Annotated in this window: 20 protein-coding genes and 1 tRNA gene; 4 read left to right on the top strand and 17 right to left on the bottom strand. The window is 35.9% G+C overall.

From position 1 onward, the window contains the following. Window positions 1-585 precede the first annotated feature (585 nt). The 5 genes from ACIP9G_RS15695 to ACIP9G_RS15715 all read right to left on the bottom strand — a co-directional run bounded on the left by ACIP9G_RS15695 (window position 586) and on the right by ACIP9G_RS15715 (window position 7,114). The gene (locus ACIP9G_RS15695; protein WP_401020565.1) at window positions 586-2,412 is read right to left on the bottom strand and encodes an ATP-dependent helicase; all 1,827 of its coding nucleotides are present in this window, start codon (window positions 2,410-2,412) and stop codon (window positions 586-588) included. Beyond that, window positions 2,393-4,171: an ATP-dependent nuclease gene (locus tag ACIP9G_RS15700; RefSeq protein ID WP_401020568.1), complete on the bottom strand. Its 1,779-nt coding sequence runs from the start codon at window positions 4,169-4,171 to the stop codon at window positions 2,393-2,395. Before ACIP9G_RS15700 ends, ACIP9G_RS15695 begins: the two co-directional genes overlap by 20 nt. 996 nt (window positions 4,172-5,167) lie before the next feature. After that, window positions 5,168-5,980 carry a Shedu immune nuclease family protein gene (locus ACIP9G_RS15705; RefSeq protein ID WP_401020570.1) on the bottom strand — a complete coding sequence of 271 codons (813 nt, stop codon included), beginning with the start codon at window positions 5,978-5,980 and terminating at the stop codon, window positions 5,168-5,170. A gap of 292 nt (window positions 5,981-6,272) precedes the next feature. Next, the gene (locus tag ACIP9G_RS15710) at window positions 6,273-6,788 is read right to left on the bottom strand and encodes a hypothetical protein (RefSeq protein ID WP_401020573.1); all 516 of its coding nucleotides are present in this window, start codon (window positions 6,786-6,788) and stop codon (window positions 6,273-6,275) included. Window positions 6,789-6,862: 74 nt separating this feature from the next. Continuing rightward, window positions 6,863-7,114: a hypothetical protein gene (locus ACIP9G_RS15715; protein WP_401020577.1), complete on the bottom strand. Its 252-nt coding sequence runs from the start codon at window positions 7,112-7,114 to the stop codon at window positions 6,863-6,865. A gap of 307 nt (window positions 7,115-7,421) precedes the next feature. On the opposite strand from ACIP9G_RS15715, the gene ACIP9G_RS15720 reads away from it, so the two are divergent. Then, the gene (locus tag ACIP9G_RS15720; RefSeq protein WP_401020859.1) at window positions 7,422-7,799 is read left to right on the top strand and encodes a recombinase family protein; all 378 of its coding nucleotides are present in this window, start codon (window positions 7,422-7,424) and stop codon (window positions 7,797-7,799) included. A gap of 228 nt (window positions 7,800-8,027) precedes the next feature. On the opposite strand, the gene ACIP9G_RS15725 is transcribed toward ACIP9G_RS15720, so the two are convergent. Then, a tRNA-Arg gene (locus tag ACIP9G_RS15725) sits at window positions 8,028-8,101 on the bottom strand. A gap of 233 nt (window positions 8,102-8,334) precedes the next feature. On the opposite strand from ACIP9G_RS15725, the gene ACIP9G_RS15730 reads away from it, so the two are divergent. Together ACIP9G_RS15730 and ACIP9G_RS15735 are read left to right on the top strand one after the other, a co-directional pair. After that, window positions 8,335-9,081, top strand: coding sequence for an SDR family NAD(P)-dependent oxidoreductase (locus ACIP9G_RS15730; protein WP_401020579.1), 747 nt, complete (start codon window positions 8,335-8,337; stop codon window positions 9,079-9,081). An 82-nt stretch (window positions 9,082-9,163) separates the two neighbouring features. Next, the gene (locus ACIP9G_RS15735) at window positions 9,164-9,829 is read left to right on the top strand and encodes a hypothetical protein (protein WP_401020581.1); all 666 of its coding nucleotides are present in this window, start codon (window positions 9,164-9,166) and stop codon (window positions 9,827-9,829) included. A gap of 107 nt (window positions 9,830-9,936) precedes the next feature. Here ACIP9G_RS15735 and ACIP9G_RS15740 read toward each other — a convergent pair whose 3' ends face one another. The 5 genes from ACIP9G_RS15740 to rph form a co-directional block, all read right to left on the bottom strand. After that, window positions 9,937-10,098: a DUF2639 domain-containing protein gene (locus tag ACIP9G_RS15740; protein ID WP_340823188.1), complete on the bottom strand. Its 162-nt coding sequence runs from the start codon at window positions 10,096-10,098 to the stop codon at window positions 9,937-9,939. A 126-nt stretch (window positions 10,099-10,224) separates the two neighbouring features. Then, complete coding sequence (locus tag ACIP9G_RS15745) at window positions 10,225-11,694, bottom strand: protein adenylyltransferase SelO (protein WP_401020584.1); 1,470 nt, start codon at window positions 11,692-11,694, stop codon at window positions 10,225-10,227. Between the two features lie 168 nt (window positions 11,695-11,862). Beyond that, complete coding sequence (locus ACIP9G_RS15750) at window positions 11,863-12,366, bottom strand: metallophosphoesterase (RefSeq protein ID WP_401020585.1); 504 nt, start codon at window positions 12,364-12,366, stop codon at window positions 11,863-11,865. Window positions 12,367-12,378: 12 nt separating this feature from the next. Further along, window positions 12,379-12,972, bottom strand: a complete 594-nt coding sequence (locus ACIP9G_RS15755) for an XTP/dITP diphosphatase (protein WP_401020587.1) — start codon at window positions 12,970-12,972, stop codon at window positions 12,379-12,381. Window position 12,973: 1 nt separating this feature from the next. Beyond that, window positions 12,974-13,723 carry a ribonuclease PH gene (rph, locus tag ACIP9G_RS15760; RefSeq protein ID WP_340823181.1) on the bottom strand — a complete coding sequence of 250 codons (750 nt, stop codon included), beginning with the start codon at window positions 13,721-13,723 and terminating at the stop codon, window positions 12,974-12,976. A 175-nt stretch (window positions 13,724-13,898) separates the two neighbouring features. Here rph and trhA point away from each other — a divergent pair, with 175 nt between their 5' ends. Further along, window positions 13,899-14,540 (top strand): PAQR family membrane homeostasis protein TrhA, encoded by a 642-nt coding sequence (gene trhA, locus ACIP9G_RS15765; RefSeq protein WP_401020589.1) that lies wholly within the window; start codon window positions 13,899-13,901, stop codon window positions 14,538-14,540. Between the two features lie 66 nt (window positions 14,541-14,606). On the opposite strand, the gene racE is transcribed toward trhA, so the two are convergent. The 6 genes from racE to sdhA all read right to left on the bottom strand — a co-directional run bounded on the left by racE (window position 14,607) and on the right by sdhA (window position 19,675). Then, complete coding sequence (racE, locus tag ACIP9G_RS15770) at window positions 14,607-15,404, bottom strand: glutamate racemase (protein ID WP_340823177.1); 798 nt, start codon at window positions 15,402-15,404, stop codon at window positions 14,607-14,609. A gap of 10 nt (window positions 15,405-15,414) precedes the next feature. Beyond that, window positions 15,415-15,867, bottom strand: a complete 453-nt coding sequence (locus ACIP9G_RS15775; RefSeq protein ID WP_401020591.1) for a MarR family winged helix-turn-helix transcriptional regulator — start codon at window positions 15,865-15,867, stop codon at window positions 15,415-15,417. Between the two features lie 74 nt (window positions 15,868-15,941). Further along, the gene (locus ACIP9G_RS15780) at window positions 15,942-16,163 is read right to left on the bottom strand and encodes a helix-turn-helix domain-containing protein (protein ID WP_172772342.1); all 222 of its coding nucleotides are present in this window, start codon (window positions 16,161-16,163) and stop codon (window positions 15,942-15,944) included. Window positions 16,164-16,442: 279 nt separating this feature from the next. Then, complete coding sequence (locus tag ACIP9G_RS15785; RefSeq protein ID WP_340823176.1) at window positions 16,443-16,901, bottom strand: acyl-CoA thioesterase; 459 nt, start codon at window positions 16,899-16,901, stop codon at window positions 16,443-16,445. 234 nt (window positions 16,902-17,135) lie between these two features. After that, on the bottom strand, window positions 17,136-17,915 hold the full coding sequence (gene sdhB, locus ACIP9G_RS15790) for a succinate dehydrogenase iron-sulfur subunit (RefSeq protein ID WP_340823175.1): 780 nt from the start codon (window positions 17,913-17,915) through the stop codon (window positions 17,136-17,138). A gap of 5 nt (window positions 17,916-17,920) precedes the next feature. Beyond that, on the bottom strand, window positions 17,921-19,675 hold the full coding sequence (gene sdhA / locus ACIP9G_RS15795; RefSeq protein ID WP_340823174.1) for a succinate dehydrogenase flavoprotein subunit: 1,755 nt from the start codon (window positions 19,673-19,675) through the stop codon (window positions 17,921-17,923). Window positions 19,676-19,700 lie beyond the last annotated feature (25 nt).

The raw sequence follows: 19,700 nt of genomic DNA on the forward strand, positions 1-19,700 counted from the left end.
GGCAAAATTAAAACTGAGTCCGGTACAATACCGAACTCAGTTTACCCAAGCTGCCTAAATGAAAAAACCGTGTCTAACTTTTAGGGGTCACTTCATTCAATTGAATGGGGGGTTATTCCCTAACTTTCATTTGGGGATATTTCTTTGCTTACCGTTGTGAATCCGTATAAATCTGACTAGACCCCTTATTCAACAATCCGGCCCTATTGCTGAAAAGGGTACAATTCATATTCAGGAATCGCACCCTTTACCTTAATGGAATAAATCTATTGCCTCTATCGCTAAACAAATAGGGAATTCATCCTATTTTCTAGAACTTAAAGTCTCGCAATTTATTTAGTTATTCCTCTTATAAGGGGTATACTAAATATCTCATTTATTAAATTTCCCGCCTATGTATATATGTGATTCCATACCAATAATAGGAGCAAATTTCACATCTGGGATACCATTAATAATCTCAAAATCTGTTCTATTTTTATTATTTCAATTGAGAGTGGATTAATAAAAATTAAATACTCTATTTTATTTTTGAAATTGACGAATTGTAATATTAAGTGCAACACCAAAAGGCAAAATATCGATTTACAAATTATTATCTACAAACTCTTTAAGTTCTAAGACAAAGTTAGATGGCCCATGATTTTGATATCTATCAAAGTAATCATAATACCATCCTGAATATAATAAATGAATTTCATCTTTTGCTCTAGTTAGACCTACGTAAAATAATCTCCTTGACTCATTTATCTTATCTTCATTAGCATTCAACCAAGGTATCCTTCCATGCTCCAAACCAAACATAATGACATACTTAAACTCTAAACCCTTAGAACTATGCAACGTATATAAATTTAAATGGCTTTTAGATCCTACTTGTCGAGATAAAGAAGATACTTTAAAGTCTTTTAGTTGTCCATTTTTTGCCGATTCAATTAATTTATCATATTCTTTTACTATATCTGGCTCTTCAGTAAAACAATCTAATGATTCAGAAACAATACGATTATTAAATTCATCAAGCCAATCACTTAGTTTAAGTTCAACATCTCTGCTTTGAAATAAAAATTGGAATAGATCTAATTTCTTACTTTCTAGTTTTGCATCTGAAATATTTGAATGTGAAAAAAATGAAATGAAAGTACGCTCAATTTCAGAAAATTGTGGTCTTCCCTTTAACCATCCTCCAGAACACCACATTGCACAGTTTTCTATCCACACAGTTAGCTTATTTTTACTGTAAGGAGCATTTCCATCCACTCGAATATATTGTAGACCTTCCTTTGCTACTTTCTCAGCAATTCGATCCCCATCATTTTTATCAATGTACAACACTCCAATATCCCCAAGCGTACTGGAAGGATCTGAAGAAAGAATTTTAGGGATTATTTCTTCGCAAATATAATCACATTGAGCATCTATACCGTCCTTAATACCATAAAACTTAATACTTCCTTCTTCATCTCTGCTTGAAACAAAATCTCTTTCTTCTAATAATGAAGCAATCGATGCCTTAACAATATTCCCCTTTGATCTGTAGTTCTTTTTTAGTCTAATTTTTAATACACCTGATTGATGAGCAAGGTCATTTAATAAACTAGGTTGAGCTCCTGTAAATCCATATATTGATTGATCAGGATCCCCAACCGCTAAAAGACGAGTGTCATTTTCTATACAGAGAACTCTTATTATTCTATCTAAGGATGCACCTAAATCTTGATACTCATCAACTGCTATAACAGGAAACTTAGCTTGAAGTAATCCTTGAATCCATTGATTTTCCTCAATCATCCACAACCCATTCAAAACCATATCATCATAATCAATTAACCCTTGATGTCTTAATGAGTTTTCGTAATTAAGAATCCATCCTGCTATATCGCTGTCGTTAGTTTTCCATTCGGATGATTTCCTCTCTATAAACGTTCTTCTATAAACATTAAACGCTGTTGACCAGTATGAAGTATACCGTTCATACTTTCCAATAGTTAGATTGAATGTTCGAAGCATTGTTTCCCTTACTTCCTTTGAAGTAGCAACTTTAATTTCATTTGGTAAATTAGTGTTCACTAAATGTCTGTATGGTCTAATCACATGATTTAAACAAAAAGAATGTACAGTATCAATAAAAACTGTAGTTGATTCAATGATTCCTAATTTGTATAGCTTCTCTTTAAGTTCTCTAGCGCATTCTTTATTGTAAGTTAAACAAGCAATTCCTTGAGGTCCTTCTATATCTTCATTCAAGATTCTTGCTAACTTTAATGTAAGAATTTTAGATTTTCCACTACCTGGACCCGCAAGAACGACACAATTCCCTGTAGAATTATAAACTTTTAGTTGTTCTTCATTATTTGATAAATCTTTAGAAGCTTCTCTATAAAGTACCTTATCAAACTCTAGCGATGACATAATCTAAGGCTCCCTTCACATACTCAGGAACAACTGATAAACTTGTAAGATTAGTCGATAATCTCTGAGCAAATCTTCCTTTACCAATACTTTCTATGTCGGAAAGATAGCTGTTTTCATCTCCTTTAATGTTACTTGCTAACTTCCAGCCTTGTGCTCTACTGATCGCCTTACTATTTGTTGTCAATTCAATTAATGTTTCTGTAATTTCATTAGGCATTGTATCAAATAGATCAACCTCTAAAGTGTGGCTATTTGTAAATATACCAAATTCTTTTCCATAGATAATTAGATCTTCAGTTCCTAAATCTTTATAATCATGTTCTTTATCTATAAAATTTAATAATTTTATTAACCGATTATGAATTAGAGGTAGCGTATCTCTTGGATCATAGTCGGTAAGAATTGCAAAAGGAATATTTAATCCTTCACTCCCCAAAAGCTTAATATATGGAAGAAAATTGGTACCAGATACCGAGCACACAGTAATTCCATGTTTATCAAGATCAATTCCATGCAATTCTGACAGTGAAGGTAACAGAAACTCTTCAGCGTCTCCTTCAACTAATATTACCCCTTTAGAAAAAAGAACTTCCCCTCTTGTGACATTAATGTAGCGCTCCAAATCTTTCACATCTTTATCATCTAAAGAAATTTTTGCAGTAGAGACTATTTTTGTAGATTTATCTTCTCCGTGCGTTTCTTTTAATAAAACAATAGATTTTAATGGAGCGACACTTACAATATGAGGTGAGTGCGTTGTTAAAATATTAGAAACACTATGAATTTGATGCTGCTCTTGAGAACCTTCAACTATCAACTTATCATGATTCAACAAATATTTGTAAAGTAATCTTTGTAAATGAGGATGTAGATGTGCCTCTGGTTCTTCAATAGCTAAAAAAGTATGAGCACGTTCATTTTCATCTACATATTGTTCTAAAGAAAGAAGCTTCAGCACTAAATATAGCAAATTGGAAGATCCTAAGCTGGCCTCATTAATTCCTCTATTTCCATCATCAATAAACATCTTTATTGCCCGGTAAAGTTTTGAAGCATCAGCAGGAGAAAAACCAAGGCTAGTTTCTATCGAATGTCTATCTCCTACAATATTTTCTAATTGAGTATTTATTCTTTCAGTTAATGATTCAATTTCGTCCAATTCTTTCAAAGAATCTGTTGAACTTGTAATGTCCGCAGCAACTTTCTCTAGTTCTTGCTTATCTGTCGTTTCAATTGCTCTTTCAATTAAAGGCCTTAAAGGAGATTTTCTCCAATTTGATAGATCACTCTCGGTGTCTCTTAACCCTGATAACACCTCAAGCGGCAACCATTTCCTTTGTTCGTAACTAAAAATATTTCCTGTTTCTGTTCCATAAACTTTAAAATTATAAACTTTTTTTCCGTCTTCATCTTCTGGAAAAAATCTATACGTTAAGCCTACAGTTAATGGCGAAGCTTTCACTAAAAAATCAGAAAGGACAGATTTTAATTTATCATCTTGTTCAAACCCAGTAAGTTCAATATCTATTCTTATTTCTTCGTCATTTAATGGTCGAGTTAGACCATCCCAATAGTCTGAAAGCTGTAATAAACGGCTTGATTCAGATAAAGTTGGATCTAAAACCAATCTTAGCGCATGCATGAAGTTAGACTTTCCAACTTTATTTTCCCCAACAATAACCATTTGTTTTCCTAATTCAACTTCCGTTTCATTAAAATTCCTAAAATTATTTATTTTCACTTTATTGATATACATAATCCCGGTTCCCCCTACATATTTTTCCAATGTAAAAATTTCCTTTATAATTAGTATATCGAGTATGAAATAATATATCTAGTGAATATATTATTGAGATAGGTATAAGGAAATCCGTAAAATTGAATCATCCACTTCTTTTTCCCTGTTCAAAGGCAATAAAAAAGGTCTACAGTGACTGATTAAAACAATAATCACAGTAGACTAGTTTTAGTAAATTACTATTAATTCATAGGTCTACATCTACCTACTTATATAAGTAGGTAGATGGTAATAAGAGATTGAATTTTATTCCAGCTATTGAAGAGAAGAATCCTTACGCAAAAACATTATAGTATCAAAAATCTATATAGAACTTGATTATTGTTAAAAAATTTCTTATATGGAATAGATACTGAACTATCTATTCCAATAACGATACTCCAAAAATATCAATGATAATGGTGGTTCTAGTAGAACCACCATCCATTTAGACAAGAATCTTTAACCTCATTATCCTTTTTGAATTAAACTGCACTTTCGCTTAAGTACACTATTTCAAAAGTTATCTAAAACGAAAATTATATATTGCACAGTATGTGTCTACTACGTAATACATGAGTTCCTCAACAATCATGGCCCTATTGCTGAAAAAGGCACAATTCATCTTCAAGAATTGCGCCCGGTTGTTGAACATCTCATTATCTATTGAAAAATATCGTTGTTCTACGTAACAAAATAAGTTTGATTATGTTCTTCATAAAATTAAGTACATTTGTTGAATTAGAATGTGTCCTTAAACAAAACGATGCACAATCATTTATTCAAGGATTGTGCATAACAAAGAAAAAACAAAAAAGTTCTTTGAACAGAAATTGTTGTAAGATAAAAATTAGTAAAACTTGTAGTCGATTTGAATATCGTAAAAATGACATATTAGAAAAGTACAAAAACGCATAATTTATACTATACCTTTAGGAGTTAAATAGTTACCAAAGAGGCATTATCAATGTTATTTTAAGTGGACTTAAACCGCTGTGACATCTTGGCATTAAAGGTTTCTTCAGTATATTTGCTATTGTAACTTAAAGGACTTCCTTTTTCCCATTTTTCTATTTCGTAACCTTGTTGAATTAACGACATTTTTTCCTCTAGCTCTAATTTTAATTTCACAGGGGTTAAATAAGCAAATATACTTGTGTCTAAATTGGTAGGAACCGATTTTACTTTATACCCTTCACGCCAATGAGATAATATCATTTTCCCATATCTATATTGTGCTAAAGTATATTCTGAAATTAAAGAATCAAAAGTCATTACCCTTACGTCATCATTGGTCTTTTGTGCAAACATCCTAGTTCTTCTATGATCATTTTCTTTTTCTAAATTCCTACCATATATTAATACATATTTAAACCTAATTGGTCGATCATTTAAGGGGACTCGGATAGGGTCTATTCTTCTCTTTATTTCTTCAGAATTTTGTTCAATATAACCTTTCCATTCTGTTATTTGATCCATTGCATGATTAAAGTCTGAATGAAATTTAATTTGTTCGTTGTTAGATGTAAATATTCTTTTCTTAGGGTCCTCTAATTCTACCAAGACTAAATTCCAAAAATCTGAAGACTTAGTTAGAAAGGCAAAATCAGAAATAAGTCCGTCACTTATCTTGAATTTTGATATTATACTATTAAAGTGTAGGTGGTGATTTAATAAAAAAGGGGTCGGAATAAGTTCTGTATTTTCTTCAAGGAACCTTTGTATATCATTTTCAGTTAATGAAGTGTCATCTAAGTTAGCTTTAAAATGTTCAATTAAATCACTCAATATTTTCTCCTCTTTCAATTAAAGATATTATAATTATACAAAAATCGATATACAAAATATAGTAATTTAACCATTGAGAATAATAAGGTAAGTTCAACAAAAATAATGAAAATAAAATAAGAAACGTCCTAAATATCCTTGTGTAATTCGTATTAAGTCCACTAGGAATATATGAGTTACTCCACAATCTGGCCAGATTGTTGAAGAAGAATATACTCCCAAAGTGTTGTTTTGGAAGATTTTTTTCTTAACTTTGTAATTCCACATAAATCTGACGCCACCCCTTATATATCTACCATCCACGACTAATGTCTAGATGAGCCACTTTAACTCTTATCATGTCTTCTAATGCTCGACCATCACGTGTCCAAACAACAGCATAAATATCAAATTGCCCTCTAGGTACACCACCTAAAAAAGCTGAATTTACAATTACCGACTTAGAATCTAAGTTGGCATTAAAGCCTCGGTTTTTGAATTTATACATTTGTAATTTGGTTTCAGAAAGAGGTGTTAACAAATATTTATCTTTATCTACAAATTTGCCATCTGATGAATACCGGCTTATTTTGTAGTAAATTACATCCGCATATTCGGATTCCCATTCTGCTTGCTCTAATTCGGCTAAATATTTAGCTTCTTCTTCAGCCTTAATTTGCGCGGTCTTTTCTTCCTCAGCTTTGCGTTCTTCCTCAGTCATATTTTTTATTCGTTTTAATTCTTCTTTCTCCATTTGTTCTAACATATCGTAAACATCAGGTTCTCCGCAGCCTACTAAAAATAAAGACAATAAAGACAGCATTACCATTCGTTTAATTTAAAACACCTCACTATAATTACGTCAAAAACTGTTTCAACACCCCTATATGTAATTGCTATTAATCAAATTACATATAGACCAAAAGCGTACTTAGTACTATCAATAATTTCCTTCGCTGATTGATATCCTTGGTCTTGAAGATTGTCCTCGTAATAATGTTTAATATCGATTGAATTTAACAATACAAGAACAGCCTTAACTTTTAAATCATGATTCCAAAAAGGCATTTTAGATTCGCCTTCAATAGTTATTTTAAGATTAGTTAATCCAGTTTCGATACTTCCAGATGATATTGTAATTACTTCATGTGCCATAAATAAACAACTCCCATTTGTATGATATATTTTTAACTAACATTACTAATTGTGTCAAATATTACCAAATATATGGTATTTTATTAGCTCACAAACAAATTAAACACCACAGCGTATGCAGACACTATTGCTTAGATAAATTTCTTATTCATCAAATTGAAAAGGAAAGCAGCTCATTAATAGCCGGCCGCCTTAAAGGCGGCATATTTCTTAAGAAAATGTTCATTTTATGTCGACTCTAGCTGAACAAATAAAAGTGTAGTAATATCAAGGTTTATAATGTTCGTTTTAAGTTGTAAAGGAGTTAATACATAATGATTTTGGTTATGCGAGGATTAGTTCTGATGATCAAAATATAGATTGGCAGCTGAAAGAACTTGAAGCTTTTGGGTGCAAAAAAAAGTCAGGTAAAGATTTTTCTCGTTTAGTTTATCGTGAAATGAGATCCAAAATGCGGTTCGGTGATGTGTTAGTTATCCATGATTTAAGCCGTTTTGGACGTAATAAGCAAGAAATCCTTAATGAGTGGAAGCGAATAACCGATGATGAAATTGATATTGTGATTTTAAATTTACCGATCCTTGATACACGGAAATATAAAGAATCAATTATGAATATTCATCGTGAAACCGGCCTTTCTAGGAACACTATTTCCATGATAAAAAAAGAAATAAATGATAAATAAAAACTAATGAAATATGGGTTACCCAGAAGTCTGCTCGGCTTAGTGTAATTACAGCCAAGAAGCGACTTCGTGATACATTTTCTTGTGTAGAAAATGTGTAGAAACTTTTCATTTTCTATCCTTTTCTAACGTATTCTCAAAAAAAGGAAAAGCGCCTCAAACCCTTGATATTAAAGGATTTGAAGCGCTTTCCAGTTGGTTCAAACTTATTCTATCTGAACCTTTAGACGTCCCAGGAGGGATTCGAACCCCCGACCGACGGCTTAGAAGGCCGTTGCTCTATCCTGCTGAGCTACTGAGACATGATGTATGTTCCTAATTTCTAATTTAATTTTCTCTTAGGAAAGACAATATTTATTATATGTCGTTTATAACATAATGTCAACATTATTTTTACTATGAAGGCAAGGTTTGCCTTGAAAATATTATATACCTATTTATTGTATGAATCTAGATGTTTCTTTATGACATTTCAATATAGTTCACTGCCCTATTTTTGCTAAAATAATGAAAAGTAAAAATTGGAGGAATGAGTATGTTTGAAAACGCTGTTGTTGTCGTGACTGGTGGTGCACAAGGAATTGGAAAAGGTGTGGTGCTAGCATATGCAAAAAGTGGTGCGAAGGTTGTCATTGCAGATGTCAATGTAGAGCTCGGTAAACAGCTGGAGCAAGAAATGCATGGGCAAGGTTATTCGGCAATATTCGTAGAGACAGATGTTACAAAGGAACAAGATATTATTTCTTTAATGCAGCAAACGGTTCAACATTACGGGACGATTACAATTTTAATTAACAATGCTGGAAAGTTTCTACAATTGTCTCCTTATGATATTACGTTTGCACAATGGCATGATATTTTACAAACGAATTTAACGAGTGTTTTATTCTGTTCACGAGAGGCGGCTAAAATAATGCGGATGAATGAGAATGGTGGTTCGATTGTTTCTTTAGCCTCTACACGGGCTTTTATGTCTGAGCCCGATACGGAAGCATATGCCGCTTCAAAGGGCGGTATTGTCGCTTTAACACACGCTTTAGCACGCTCTTTAGGACAAGATCTGATTACGGTCAATTGTATCTCGCCTGGTTGGATTGAAACGGGGGATTATGAACAGCTACGTTCAATCGATCATGCACAACATTTATCAGGACGTGTTGGCGTGCCAGAAGATATTGCACAAGCATGTCTGTATTTAACAAATCCCGAAAATCGATTTGTTACTGGTATTAACCTTACCGTCGATGGGGGTATGACAAAGAAAATGTTGTATGAAGAATAATGGACGCTCTGCATTCATGCACACTGAAAGATCTTGTCGAGTATTCTACAATAGAATGTATACTTGAGGGAGTGAACGTGCATTGTTTCCGTATTCAAATGAATATTATAGCAATTCATTAAGCGCCATCTATACTGCCCCATACAAGCAGTATACAGCCCCTATCCGGCACTTTTTACAACCACAGCGCGATAATCGAAAGTGCATTAGTAAAGCCGAATCTGATTATTTAGCGATGAATCGACTGTTGTGGATGGAGCATGTCAATTGGACGAGGATGACCATTATTAGCATTGTCTTTGGTTTGCCAGATTTACCATTTGTGCAAACGCGTCTTTTACGCAATGCAACGGATTTAGGAAATTGTCTTCGTCCATTCTATGGAGATCAAATAGCTGATCGGTACGCTGAGCTTATTAAAGAGCATCTACTTATTGCAGCGCAGCTCGTTACAGCAGCGAATAAAGGCGATGCGACAACAGCAGCAGCAAAAGAAAAAGAATGGTATCGTAATGCCGATGACATCGCTATATTTTTAAGTACGATTAATCCTTATTTGAGTAAAGAAGCTGTACAGCAAATGTTTTATAGCCATTTAGCTTTAACGAAAAAAGAAGCTGTTACCATGATTCAAAAAGACTATCAAGAAGATGTGCAAGTTTTTGATGAGATCGAAGCAGAGGTACTCGAAATGTCGGATATGATTGCAATGGCAATTGTAATGCAATTTTGCTACCGCTTCTATTAAACGAATCAATAAAAAACCAGATTCATCGACAATATCTTTTGTCCATCAATCTGGTGTTTCGTTATTTTCCTATAAACTAGTGGTTCCCCTTTATTTAAACCAACCTATCATTTCTCCGTATCGATTGGTTGCTTGTCAACATAGCGGTAATATAAATTGCGTAGTTCAGATTCTTTAAAAAGCCCTAGATGGCTCTTTAATTGAGGATGTACTAATATTCCCTTTGCACGTAGCTCCTTTACAAACCAACCTTTAGAATATTGATGCACGTTGCACAGTCTCCTTTTCTGTTATTCATACATAACGTATGCTTAAAGGTTTTGTGCTGTTACCGCTTTCCTTTTACTTCAATAAAAAAACGAAGGAAATTAATTCCTTCGTTTTAAAGCTATGTTTTATGTGCCACAGAACGTTTGATACGGACAGCTTGTTGGTGCTGGTAGCGTGGCATACTCTTCTTGATTAGCTAAATGGGCGTATGGCTGTGAAAGAGCCTGTAATAGCTTGTCCATCACTTGATAATTACCGTGCGTAACAGCAGCTTCTAATGCCTCTTCTACTCTGTGGTTTCGAGGAATAATTGCTGGATTGCTATTTCGCATTAATTGTTGTGAGGCCGCTTCTGTTTCCTCTTGTCTTTCACGTCTTGCTTGCCACTGCTCATACCAATTTTTAAATTCTTTACTATCAAATAGAACTGTTTCCTCACATTTATTAAAAGTTAAAGCACGGAATGTATTCGTAAAATCGGCATCATTCTTTTCCATTAATGTTAGCAGTTCTTCAATCAATGTTGCATCTTGCTCTTCTTCATTAAAAATCCCTAATTTCGCTCGCATGCCTGATAACCAATTGGCGTAATACAACTGAGGATATTGTTGTAATACTTCTTGGGCTAATGTCACTGCCTCTTCTTCGTTGTCATGAATGAGCGAAAGCAATGATTCAGCAAAACGCGCAATATTCCACCCTCCAATAGGTGGCTGGTTTCCATATGCATAGCGACCTTGTCTATCGATTGAGCTAAAAACTGTTGCAGGGTTATACGTATCCATGAAAGCACAAGGACCATAATCAATTGTTTCACCGCTAATGGTCATATTATCAGTGTTCATAACACCGTGAATAAAGCCAACTAGTTGCCATTGTGCAATGAGTTTAGCCTGTCTCTCCATAACTTCCTGAAGGAGGCTCAAATAGCGATTAGGGTGCTTCTGATCAATCATTGGGAAATGGCGTTCTATCGCATAATCGGCTAAAAGCTGAAGCTCTTCATCCGTCCCCCATTGTGCCACATATTGAAATGTCCCCACACGCAAATGACTGCTTGCAACACGCGTCAAAATAGCACCAGGCAGTTCAGTTTCACGTATGATCGTTTCGCCTGTCGTCACCACCGCTAAACTACGAGAAGTCGGAATGCCTAGTGCATACATCGCTTCACTAATAATATATTCGCGGAGCATCGGACCGAGTGCCGCGCGACCGTCACCCCCTCGAGAATACGATGTTCGCCCTGACCCTTTAAGCCCAATATCATAGCGCTCCCCTGTTGGTGTGATTTGTTCGCCTAGAAGCAGTGCTCTACCGTCTCCTAACATATTAAAATGCCCAAATTGATGTCCTGCATAAGCCTGTGCAAGCGGACATGCACCACTTGGCACATCATTACCTGCAAGTATCTCGATACTGTCTTCACGTTGAAGGGCTTGATAATCTAATCCAAGGGACTTAGCAACTGCCTCATTAACAATCACCAATTTAGGCGCTTGTACACGATTCAATTGAAGACGGCTATAGAATGAACTTGGTAGACGAGCATAGCTATTATCGAAATTCCAACCTATGTTGTTTGTCTTTGTCATTTAATCACCCTTGTTCTTTTCATTTAGTTTTTCTACTATAATGCAATTAATCCGTGGACATAATTTCCAGCAACATTGCTTTGCATAAATATAAAAACGCTTAAACTCTCTTTTAGCAGAATCTTAAGCGTTTTTATATAAGGGTCATTTCTTATGACTTATTATGACTTATTTCCGAACAAACTTATGCGTTGAAATACAATCATTGTCATCTGTTAAGAAATTGACCTGAAAATAATCATCTTGAATATTTATAACTGCAAAGCTTTTTTCGTTGCGACCTCTTGGCTTTAATAAGCTTCCTGGATTTATAAATAGGACATCATCAATCATTTCAGCACCTAATACATGCGAGTGGCCGAAGCAGGCAATTTGTGCATCGACCTCCTTTGCACGATACGACAATGATAAAATGGATGTTTTCACATTAAATAAATGACCATGTGTCACAAACAGAGTAACATCTTCCACTTCAATAATGACTTCATCTGGAAATGCTTTATCGATATCACAATTTCCTCGAACTTTCTTCATATCGTTGAGTGCTTCATGGGAAAAGGGAAGCTCACTATCGCCACAATGAATCAAAGTTTCTACATTTGGATAAAAGCTACGTACTTTATCAATAACAGCGCTATCTCCATGTGTATCACTCATGACTAATATTTGCATAGAAATCACCTCTTACTTAATAAGATTTGGCAATTGATCCTTTAGCTTACGAATGGCATTTCCACGGTGAGAAATAGCACCTTTTTCTTCTGGCGATAACTCAGCCATCATACGATTTAAGCTTGGTACAAAAAAGACTGGATCATATCCAAAGCCATTTGTACCACGTTTTTCACGTGCAATTACACCTTCACAAGTGCCGAAAACAGTTGTCGTTTCAAAATCTGGACCTGCAATGGCAATACAGCAACAAAATCGAGCTGTCCGCTTATCATCTTCCACGTCTTGTAAATTTTGCAATAGCTTCACCATATTCGCCTCGTCATCATGATCTCCAGCATAACGTGCCGAATAAACACCTGGTTCACCATTTAACGCATCCACAGCTAGCCCACTATCATCTGCAATAACAATAGTAGCAAGCTCTTTCGCCAAAGCTTCTGCCTTTAACACAGCATTTTCTTCAAATGTAGTGCCTGTTTCCTCTATTTCCATATTTGGTGCGACATCAAACATCGTCACCACTTCATAGCCAAGGGGCGCAAATAACGCTTCAAAATCTTTGGCTTTGCCTTTGTTTTTTGTAGCAATTACAACTTGTTTCATATTAGCTGTTTCCTCCTACTTTATGAGCCAGATCTCCAAGCGCTTGTTTTTGTAGTTCAATTAATTCTTGGATTCCTTTTTCACCTAATGCTAGCAATTCATTTAATTCTTCTCTTGAAAATGTTGCTTCTTCCCCTGTACCCTGTAGTTCTACAAAACGGCCAGCACCAGTCATGACGATGTTCATATCTACAGCTGCATCAACATCTTCGACATAGTTTAAGTCTAAAATTGCACCTTGCTCTTCAACAATGCCTACACTAGTAGCAGCTAAGAAATCTGTAATTGGGAATTTTTCTAGTTGTTTTTCTTCAGCAAGCTTAGCAATCGCCTGTGTCATCGCTACAAATGCACCTGTAATTGACGCAGTACGTGTCCCACCATCCGCTTGAATCACATCACAGTCAATCCATACCGTACGTTCACCCAAAGCCTCTAAATCGACGATAGCACGCAATGCACGCCCAATAAGACGTTGGATTTCCATTGTACGCCCGTTTACTTTTCCGCGTGACGATTCACGTGGTGTACGTTGTGCTGTGGCACGTGGTAGCATGGAATACTCAGCTGTAATCCATCCTTTACCTTGGCCGCGTAAAAAACCTGGTACTTTATCTTCAACTGTTGCCGTACAAATTACTTTCGTATTTCCAACTTGGATCAAAACTGAGCCTTCTGGATGTAATAAATAATCGCTATCCATTTTTACAGGACGCAATGCATCTGCATTTCTACCATCAAATCTTGTCATAATTAATCGTGCCTCCTAAAATCTTTCGCGCCCTTATTTTATCATATTTTACATTGGTGCGACGATTTACTACGCCCAATATATGATATTTATCATATAAATTGCATTACATTTTCATCTACAATGAAAAATCTCCTCATGTTATAGTAATATAATAAAGAAAGAGGTGATGGTCATGTCTCAACCAACAATTGGGCATAGTAGTTATACCATAAAGGAAGAATTTTGGAATGCGCTAACTCATGGAATAGGTGCATTTTTGACAGTTCCTGCTACCCTTCTATTAGTGCATAAAGCTTTAACAACTGGTACAAGCACCGAGCTTATTAGTTACATTATTTTTGGTTTATCGATGTTTTGTTTATACATAGCATCCACCTTGTATCACTCACTGCCGACAAATAAGGTGCTTTTAAAAAAACTAGATCATAGCTCCATTTTCTTATTAATCGCTGGCACTTATACACCGATTGCATTAATTGCGGTTGGTGGAAAGCTTGGATTGAGCATTTTTATTATTGAATGGGTACTTGCCTTCATCGGTATCATTCTAAAGCAATTTTTCGTGTATCGTTTTAAAAAAATATCTTTAATCGTCTATATTGGTATGGGATGGCTCATTGTCTTCGCCTATAAGCCATTAGTTGCCTACATCTCATTCAATGGGTTTATGACACTTTTAATCGGTGGTGTTTTTTATACTGCAGGCACTTATTTTTATAAGAACAAAAACATTAAGTATAACCATGCAATTTGGCATGTTTTTGTAATGGCTGGCAGTGCAGCGATGTTCGTTGCAATCTATTTATTTATGTAAAACATTTAGCTCCATACATTATTACGAAATAAAAAAATCAGCCTAGCTATTAAGCTAAGCTGATTTTTATTTTAATGTAATACGGTTTATGTCAAGCGTACCTTGCTCTAGCCAACTTTCTGCAATCGAACGGAAAATTGGAACAGAACCCGTTGCAAAAAATTTATGTGCGGGCTTAGCATTTGAATTTGCTAAAGTGCCATTATACGCAAGCATTTCCTCAACATCCTTTGCTGTTTCTTCCGCAGAAGATAGCACGAATACATCTTCTCCGACAACAGCTTCAATTTGTTTTTGCAAAATAGGATAATGTGTACATCCTAAAATGACCGTATCAAATTGTTCGTTTTTTAACGGTTTTAAGCCATCAGCAATTAAATTGTTTGCAAATTCACCTTTATATTCGCCACTTTCTACTAGTGGTACGAATGTTGGACAAGCCAATGGAATAATGTGGGTAGACGTATTCAGAGATAATAATGCTTCTTCATATGCCCCACTTTTAATTGTTCCTTCTGTTGCAAGCACAACGACTTCATGTCGCTTCGTTTTCTTTACAGCTGCACGTGCGCCAGCATTAATAACGCCTAATACCGGAAAAGGCATATTACGTTGTAAACTTTCGAGTGCTACTGCAGTCGCTGTATTACAAGCAATGACTAGCATCTTGATATTCATTTTCTCTAGCGCTTTTGCCATTTGCCAAGTAAAATTTCGTACTTCCTGACGAGTTCGTGGACCATAGGGACATCTTGCAGTGTCACCGATATAATAAATCGTTTCATTCGGTAAACGTTTTATTATTTCCTTTGCTACGGTTAAACCGCCTACTCCTGAATCAATAACGCCTATCGGGGCATTCATACTTTCCGCCTCAATCCTGTTTCATGTGTACATGTAGTTTTTGTAAATAGCTTGATAATTGCGCGACTTCTTGTTCGTTAAATCCAACAAGCATTTCCTGCAAATATTGCTGTCTTTTTTCTATAACCTCTTGAATAATACGTTCGCCTTTTTCGAGAAGATGAACGACAACGACACGACGGTCATTTTCATCACGCATTCGCTTGACTAATTCATTTTTCTCCATTCGGTCCACTAAATCTGTTGTCGTACTAAAAGCTAAGTATAAACGGTTTGATAAATCGCCAATTGTAATATCACCAAGCTCTTCTAACCACTGCAATGCAACAAATTGTGGCGGCGTAATCGCATAGTGTGAAACAATTTCTCTTCCTTTTTGCTTCACAATGGCCGCTATATAGCGTAGTTCCTTTTCAACCGTTGCAACGGTTTCAGGTGAGTGCTTTGTTACTTCATCCGACATATAACTATTCCACTCCTAAAAATACGTTGAATAGTTCTATTTTGTCGTTTTTTTCACGAAATAGCAAGAGTCCATTAGTCTAATTTAAATTCTTCTAAGCGTAACAGCTCAATCAACGCTTGAGATCGATTTGTTACACCCAGCTTTTGAATTGTATTGGAAATGTGATTTCGCACTGTTTTTTCACTAATACCAAGTTGCCCTGCAATATCCCTCGTTGTTTTTTCAGCTAATAAAAGCGCAAATATTTCACGTTCTCGGTTTGTTAATAGAGAACGATGATGAGAGCCATTCATTTTCAGTCACACCCTCCTCCCCCGCACGTATTGTAACTTATGTTAAGGAGTGTTGAGCGGTGACGGCTATTTTCATTAATATACGTAGTTTCCACAAAAAAATCGGAAGTTCTTCTATAATAGCGCAATTTACAAATAAAAGATGAATCAATTACCTTTGCGTAATTACGTCCAGCTCTTTTGAACCTGCTCGAAAAGTTCCTCTTTAAATTTGTGACATCTACGCATTTAGCATTTAGCTATATCCCCACTTATAGAAGTGACTTTTGCTGATGCAAGCTAAATAATAGCTAATGCAGCTAAATGTGCCTTTTCTTCTTCTGTTATTGGCACACTTTTACCTGTTCGAGGGTCCATTTGTACAACGGTACCACGTCCTGTAAAGCATACTTCATCCTTTTGATTTTTTGCTAAGTAATGAATATCCATTGATGAATTCCCTACTTTAGCTACTTTCGTATACACGCGAATGACATCATCGAAGAAAACTTGCTTTCTATAATCACATTGTAAATCCGCTACGATTGGAATCCCATTTACATTGTCATCAATTGCAGAAGGCATTAATATGCCCAGATGATTAAAATAATCAATCCTAGCCTGTTCAAAATATGTAAAACTAACTGTATTATTCATATGGCCATACATATCCGTTTCTGAAAAACGAACACGTACTTCAATATAAAATGAAAAATCATTTGCCCATTTCTCAAAATCCCCAATATAACTTGCTTTCATATTTAACTTCCCCCTTCGTTCTGTATCCAACTTATGTTTTACGAAACTGTTGTGTATTTAGCCGTATTTTAATAGTTTAAAAATGAATATAAATTCATTATAAAGGAAATTGCTATATTATGATAGAAAAATCAGAAATTTTAGTGTTTTATTCCCGAATCACCTATTTTCTTATAACTAACAGTCTATAAAAAAATCCCTTACACAATTGTGTAAGGGATTTTCATTGTACAATTAGTCAACGTAATGGTCAGAACCGAAGAAGTTACGGAACATTTGCACTGTTGTTGCACGGTTTAAAGATGCGATAGATGTTGTTAAAGGAATCCCTTTAGGACAAGCAGCTACACAGTTTTGAGAGTTACCGCAGTTAGCAAGACCGCCGTCACCCATAATTGCATTTAAACGTTCGTCCTTAATCATTGCACCTGTTGGGTGTGTGTTAAATAGACGTACTTGTGATAATGGTGCTGGCCCAATGAATGAAGCTTTTTCAGACACGTTTGGACACGCTTCCATACATACACCACAAGTCATACATTTAGATAATTCATAAGCCCATTGACGTTTACCTTCTGGCAAACGAGGACCTTCACCTAAATCATAAGTACCATCGATTGGTACCCATGCTTTTACTTTTTTCAGTGCGTTGAACATACGATCACGGTCTACTTGTAAGTCACGTACAACCGGGAAAGTTTTCATTGGTTCAAGGCGAACTGGTTCAGTCAATTGATCAATCAGTGTTGAACATGATTGACGTGGACGGCCATTGATTACCATTGAACATGCTCCACAAACTTCTTCAAGACAGTTCATGTCCCAAGAAACTGGTGTTGTTTTTTCACCAGTTTCTGTCACTGGATTTTTTTGAATCTCCATTAACACAGAAATAACGTTCATACCATGACGGTAAGGAACTTCGAATTTCTGCCAGTAGCCTTGGCCACCTTGTGTATCTTGACGTAAAATTTCAACTTTTACTTTTCTTCCAGTATTAGCTGCGATTTCCATAATTCTTAGTCTCCTTTCGCAGAGTAGTCACGTTTACGTGGTGGGATTAATGAAACGTCTACTTCTTGATATGTGATAACTGGCTCGCCCGTAGCTGGGTCGAATTTCGCCATAGTTGTTTTTAAGAAGTTTTCATCATCACGTTGCGGGAAGTCTGGTTTATAGTGCGCACCACGAGATTCATTACGAAGTAAAGCACCTTTTGTCATTACTTTCGCTAAGTAAAGCATGTTTTTCAACTGACGAGTAAAGTGAGCACCTTGGTTACTCCATTTTTGTGTATCGTTGATATTGATGTTTTCCCAACGTTTTTGGAATTCCCCAAGTTTTTTATATGTTTCTTCAAGTTGGTCGTTAAAGCGTACAACTGTCATTGTAGCTGTCATTAACTCACCAAGCTCTTTATGAAGAAGGTAAGCGTTTTCTGTGCCGTCCATTTTCATGATAGCATCCCACTTAGCTTGCTCTTCTTTAACACGTGCTTCGAAAATATCTTGAGATAAATCTTCAGCATGCTTTTTAAGATGTTTAACGTAATCAACTGCATTTGGACCTGCAACCATACCACCATAAATAGCAGATAATAATGAGTTTGCACCTAGACGGTTTGCACCATGTTGAGAATAATCACATTCACCTGCTGCAAATAGACCAGGAATTTCAGTCATTTGGTTGTAGTCAACCCATAATCCACCCATAGAATAGTGAACTGCTGGGAAAATTTTCATTGGTAATTTACGTGGGTCATCACCTACGAATTTTTCGTAGATTTCAATGATACCACCAAGTTTAACATCTAATTCGTGTGGATCTTTATGAGAAAGATCTAGGTATACCATGTTTTCGCCGTTGATACCAAGCTTTTGGTTTACACAAACGTCAAAAATTTCACGTGTTGCAATATCACGTGGTACTAAGTTACCGTATGCAGGGTATTTTTCTTCTAAGAAGTACCAAGGTTTACCGTCTTTATATGTCCAAATACGACCACCTTCACCACGAGCAGATTCTGACATTAGACGGTTTTTGTCATCTCCAGGAATCGCTGTTGGGTGAATTTGAATGAACTCACCATTCGCGTATGAAGCACCTTGTTGGTATACGATAGAAGCAGCAGAACCTGTGTTAATAACAGAGTTTGTTGTTTTACCGAAAATAATACCAGGGCCACCAGTCGCCATAATAACAGCGTCTGCACGGAATGATTTAATTTCTTCTGTACGCATATTTTGTGCTACGATACCGCGGCAAACGCCGTCATCATCGATAATTACACCAAGGAATTCCCAGTGCTCATATTTGTTAACTAATCCAGCTACTTCGTGAGAACGAACTTGCTCGTCCAACGCGTATAGTAATTGCTGACCAGTTGTTGCACCTGAGAATGCTGTACGGTGCATTAACGTACCACCGAAACGACGGAAGTCTAATAAACCTTCTGGCGTACGGTTGAACATTACACCCATACGGTCCATTAAGTGAATAATACCAGGGGCTGCATCACACATACCTTTAACAGGTGGTTGGTTCGCTAAGAAGTCCCCACCATATACTGTATCATCAAAGTGAATCCAAGGAGAATCCCCTTCACCTTTTGTATTTACGGCACCATTAATTCCGCCTTGCGCACATACAGAGTGTGAGCGTTTTACGGGAACTAATGAGAATAAATCAATTTCAGTACCAACTTCAGCTGCTTTAATCGTTGCCATCAGACCAGCTAAACCGCCGCCGACAACAATTATTTTGCTTTTCGCCATGATTATTTCTCACTCCTCTTAAAAA

Source organism: Lysinibacillus sp. NPDC093197 (assembly GCF_044754025.1).
In the GTDB taxonomy this organism is placed as follows: Bacteria; Bacillota; Bacilli; order Bacillales_A; family Planococcaceae; genus Lysinibacillus.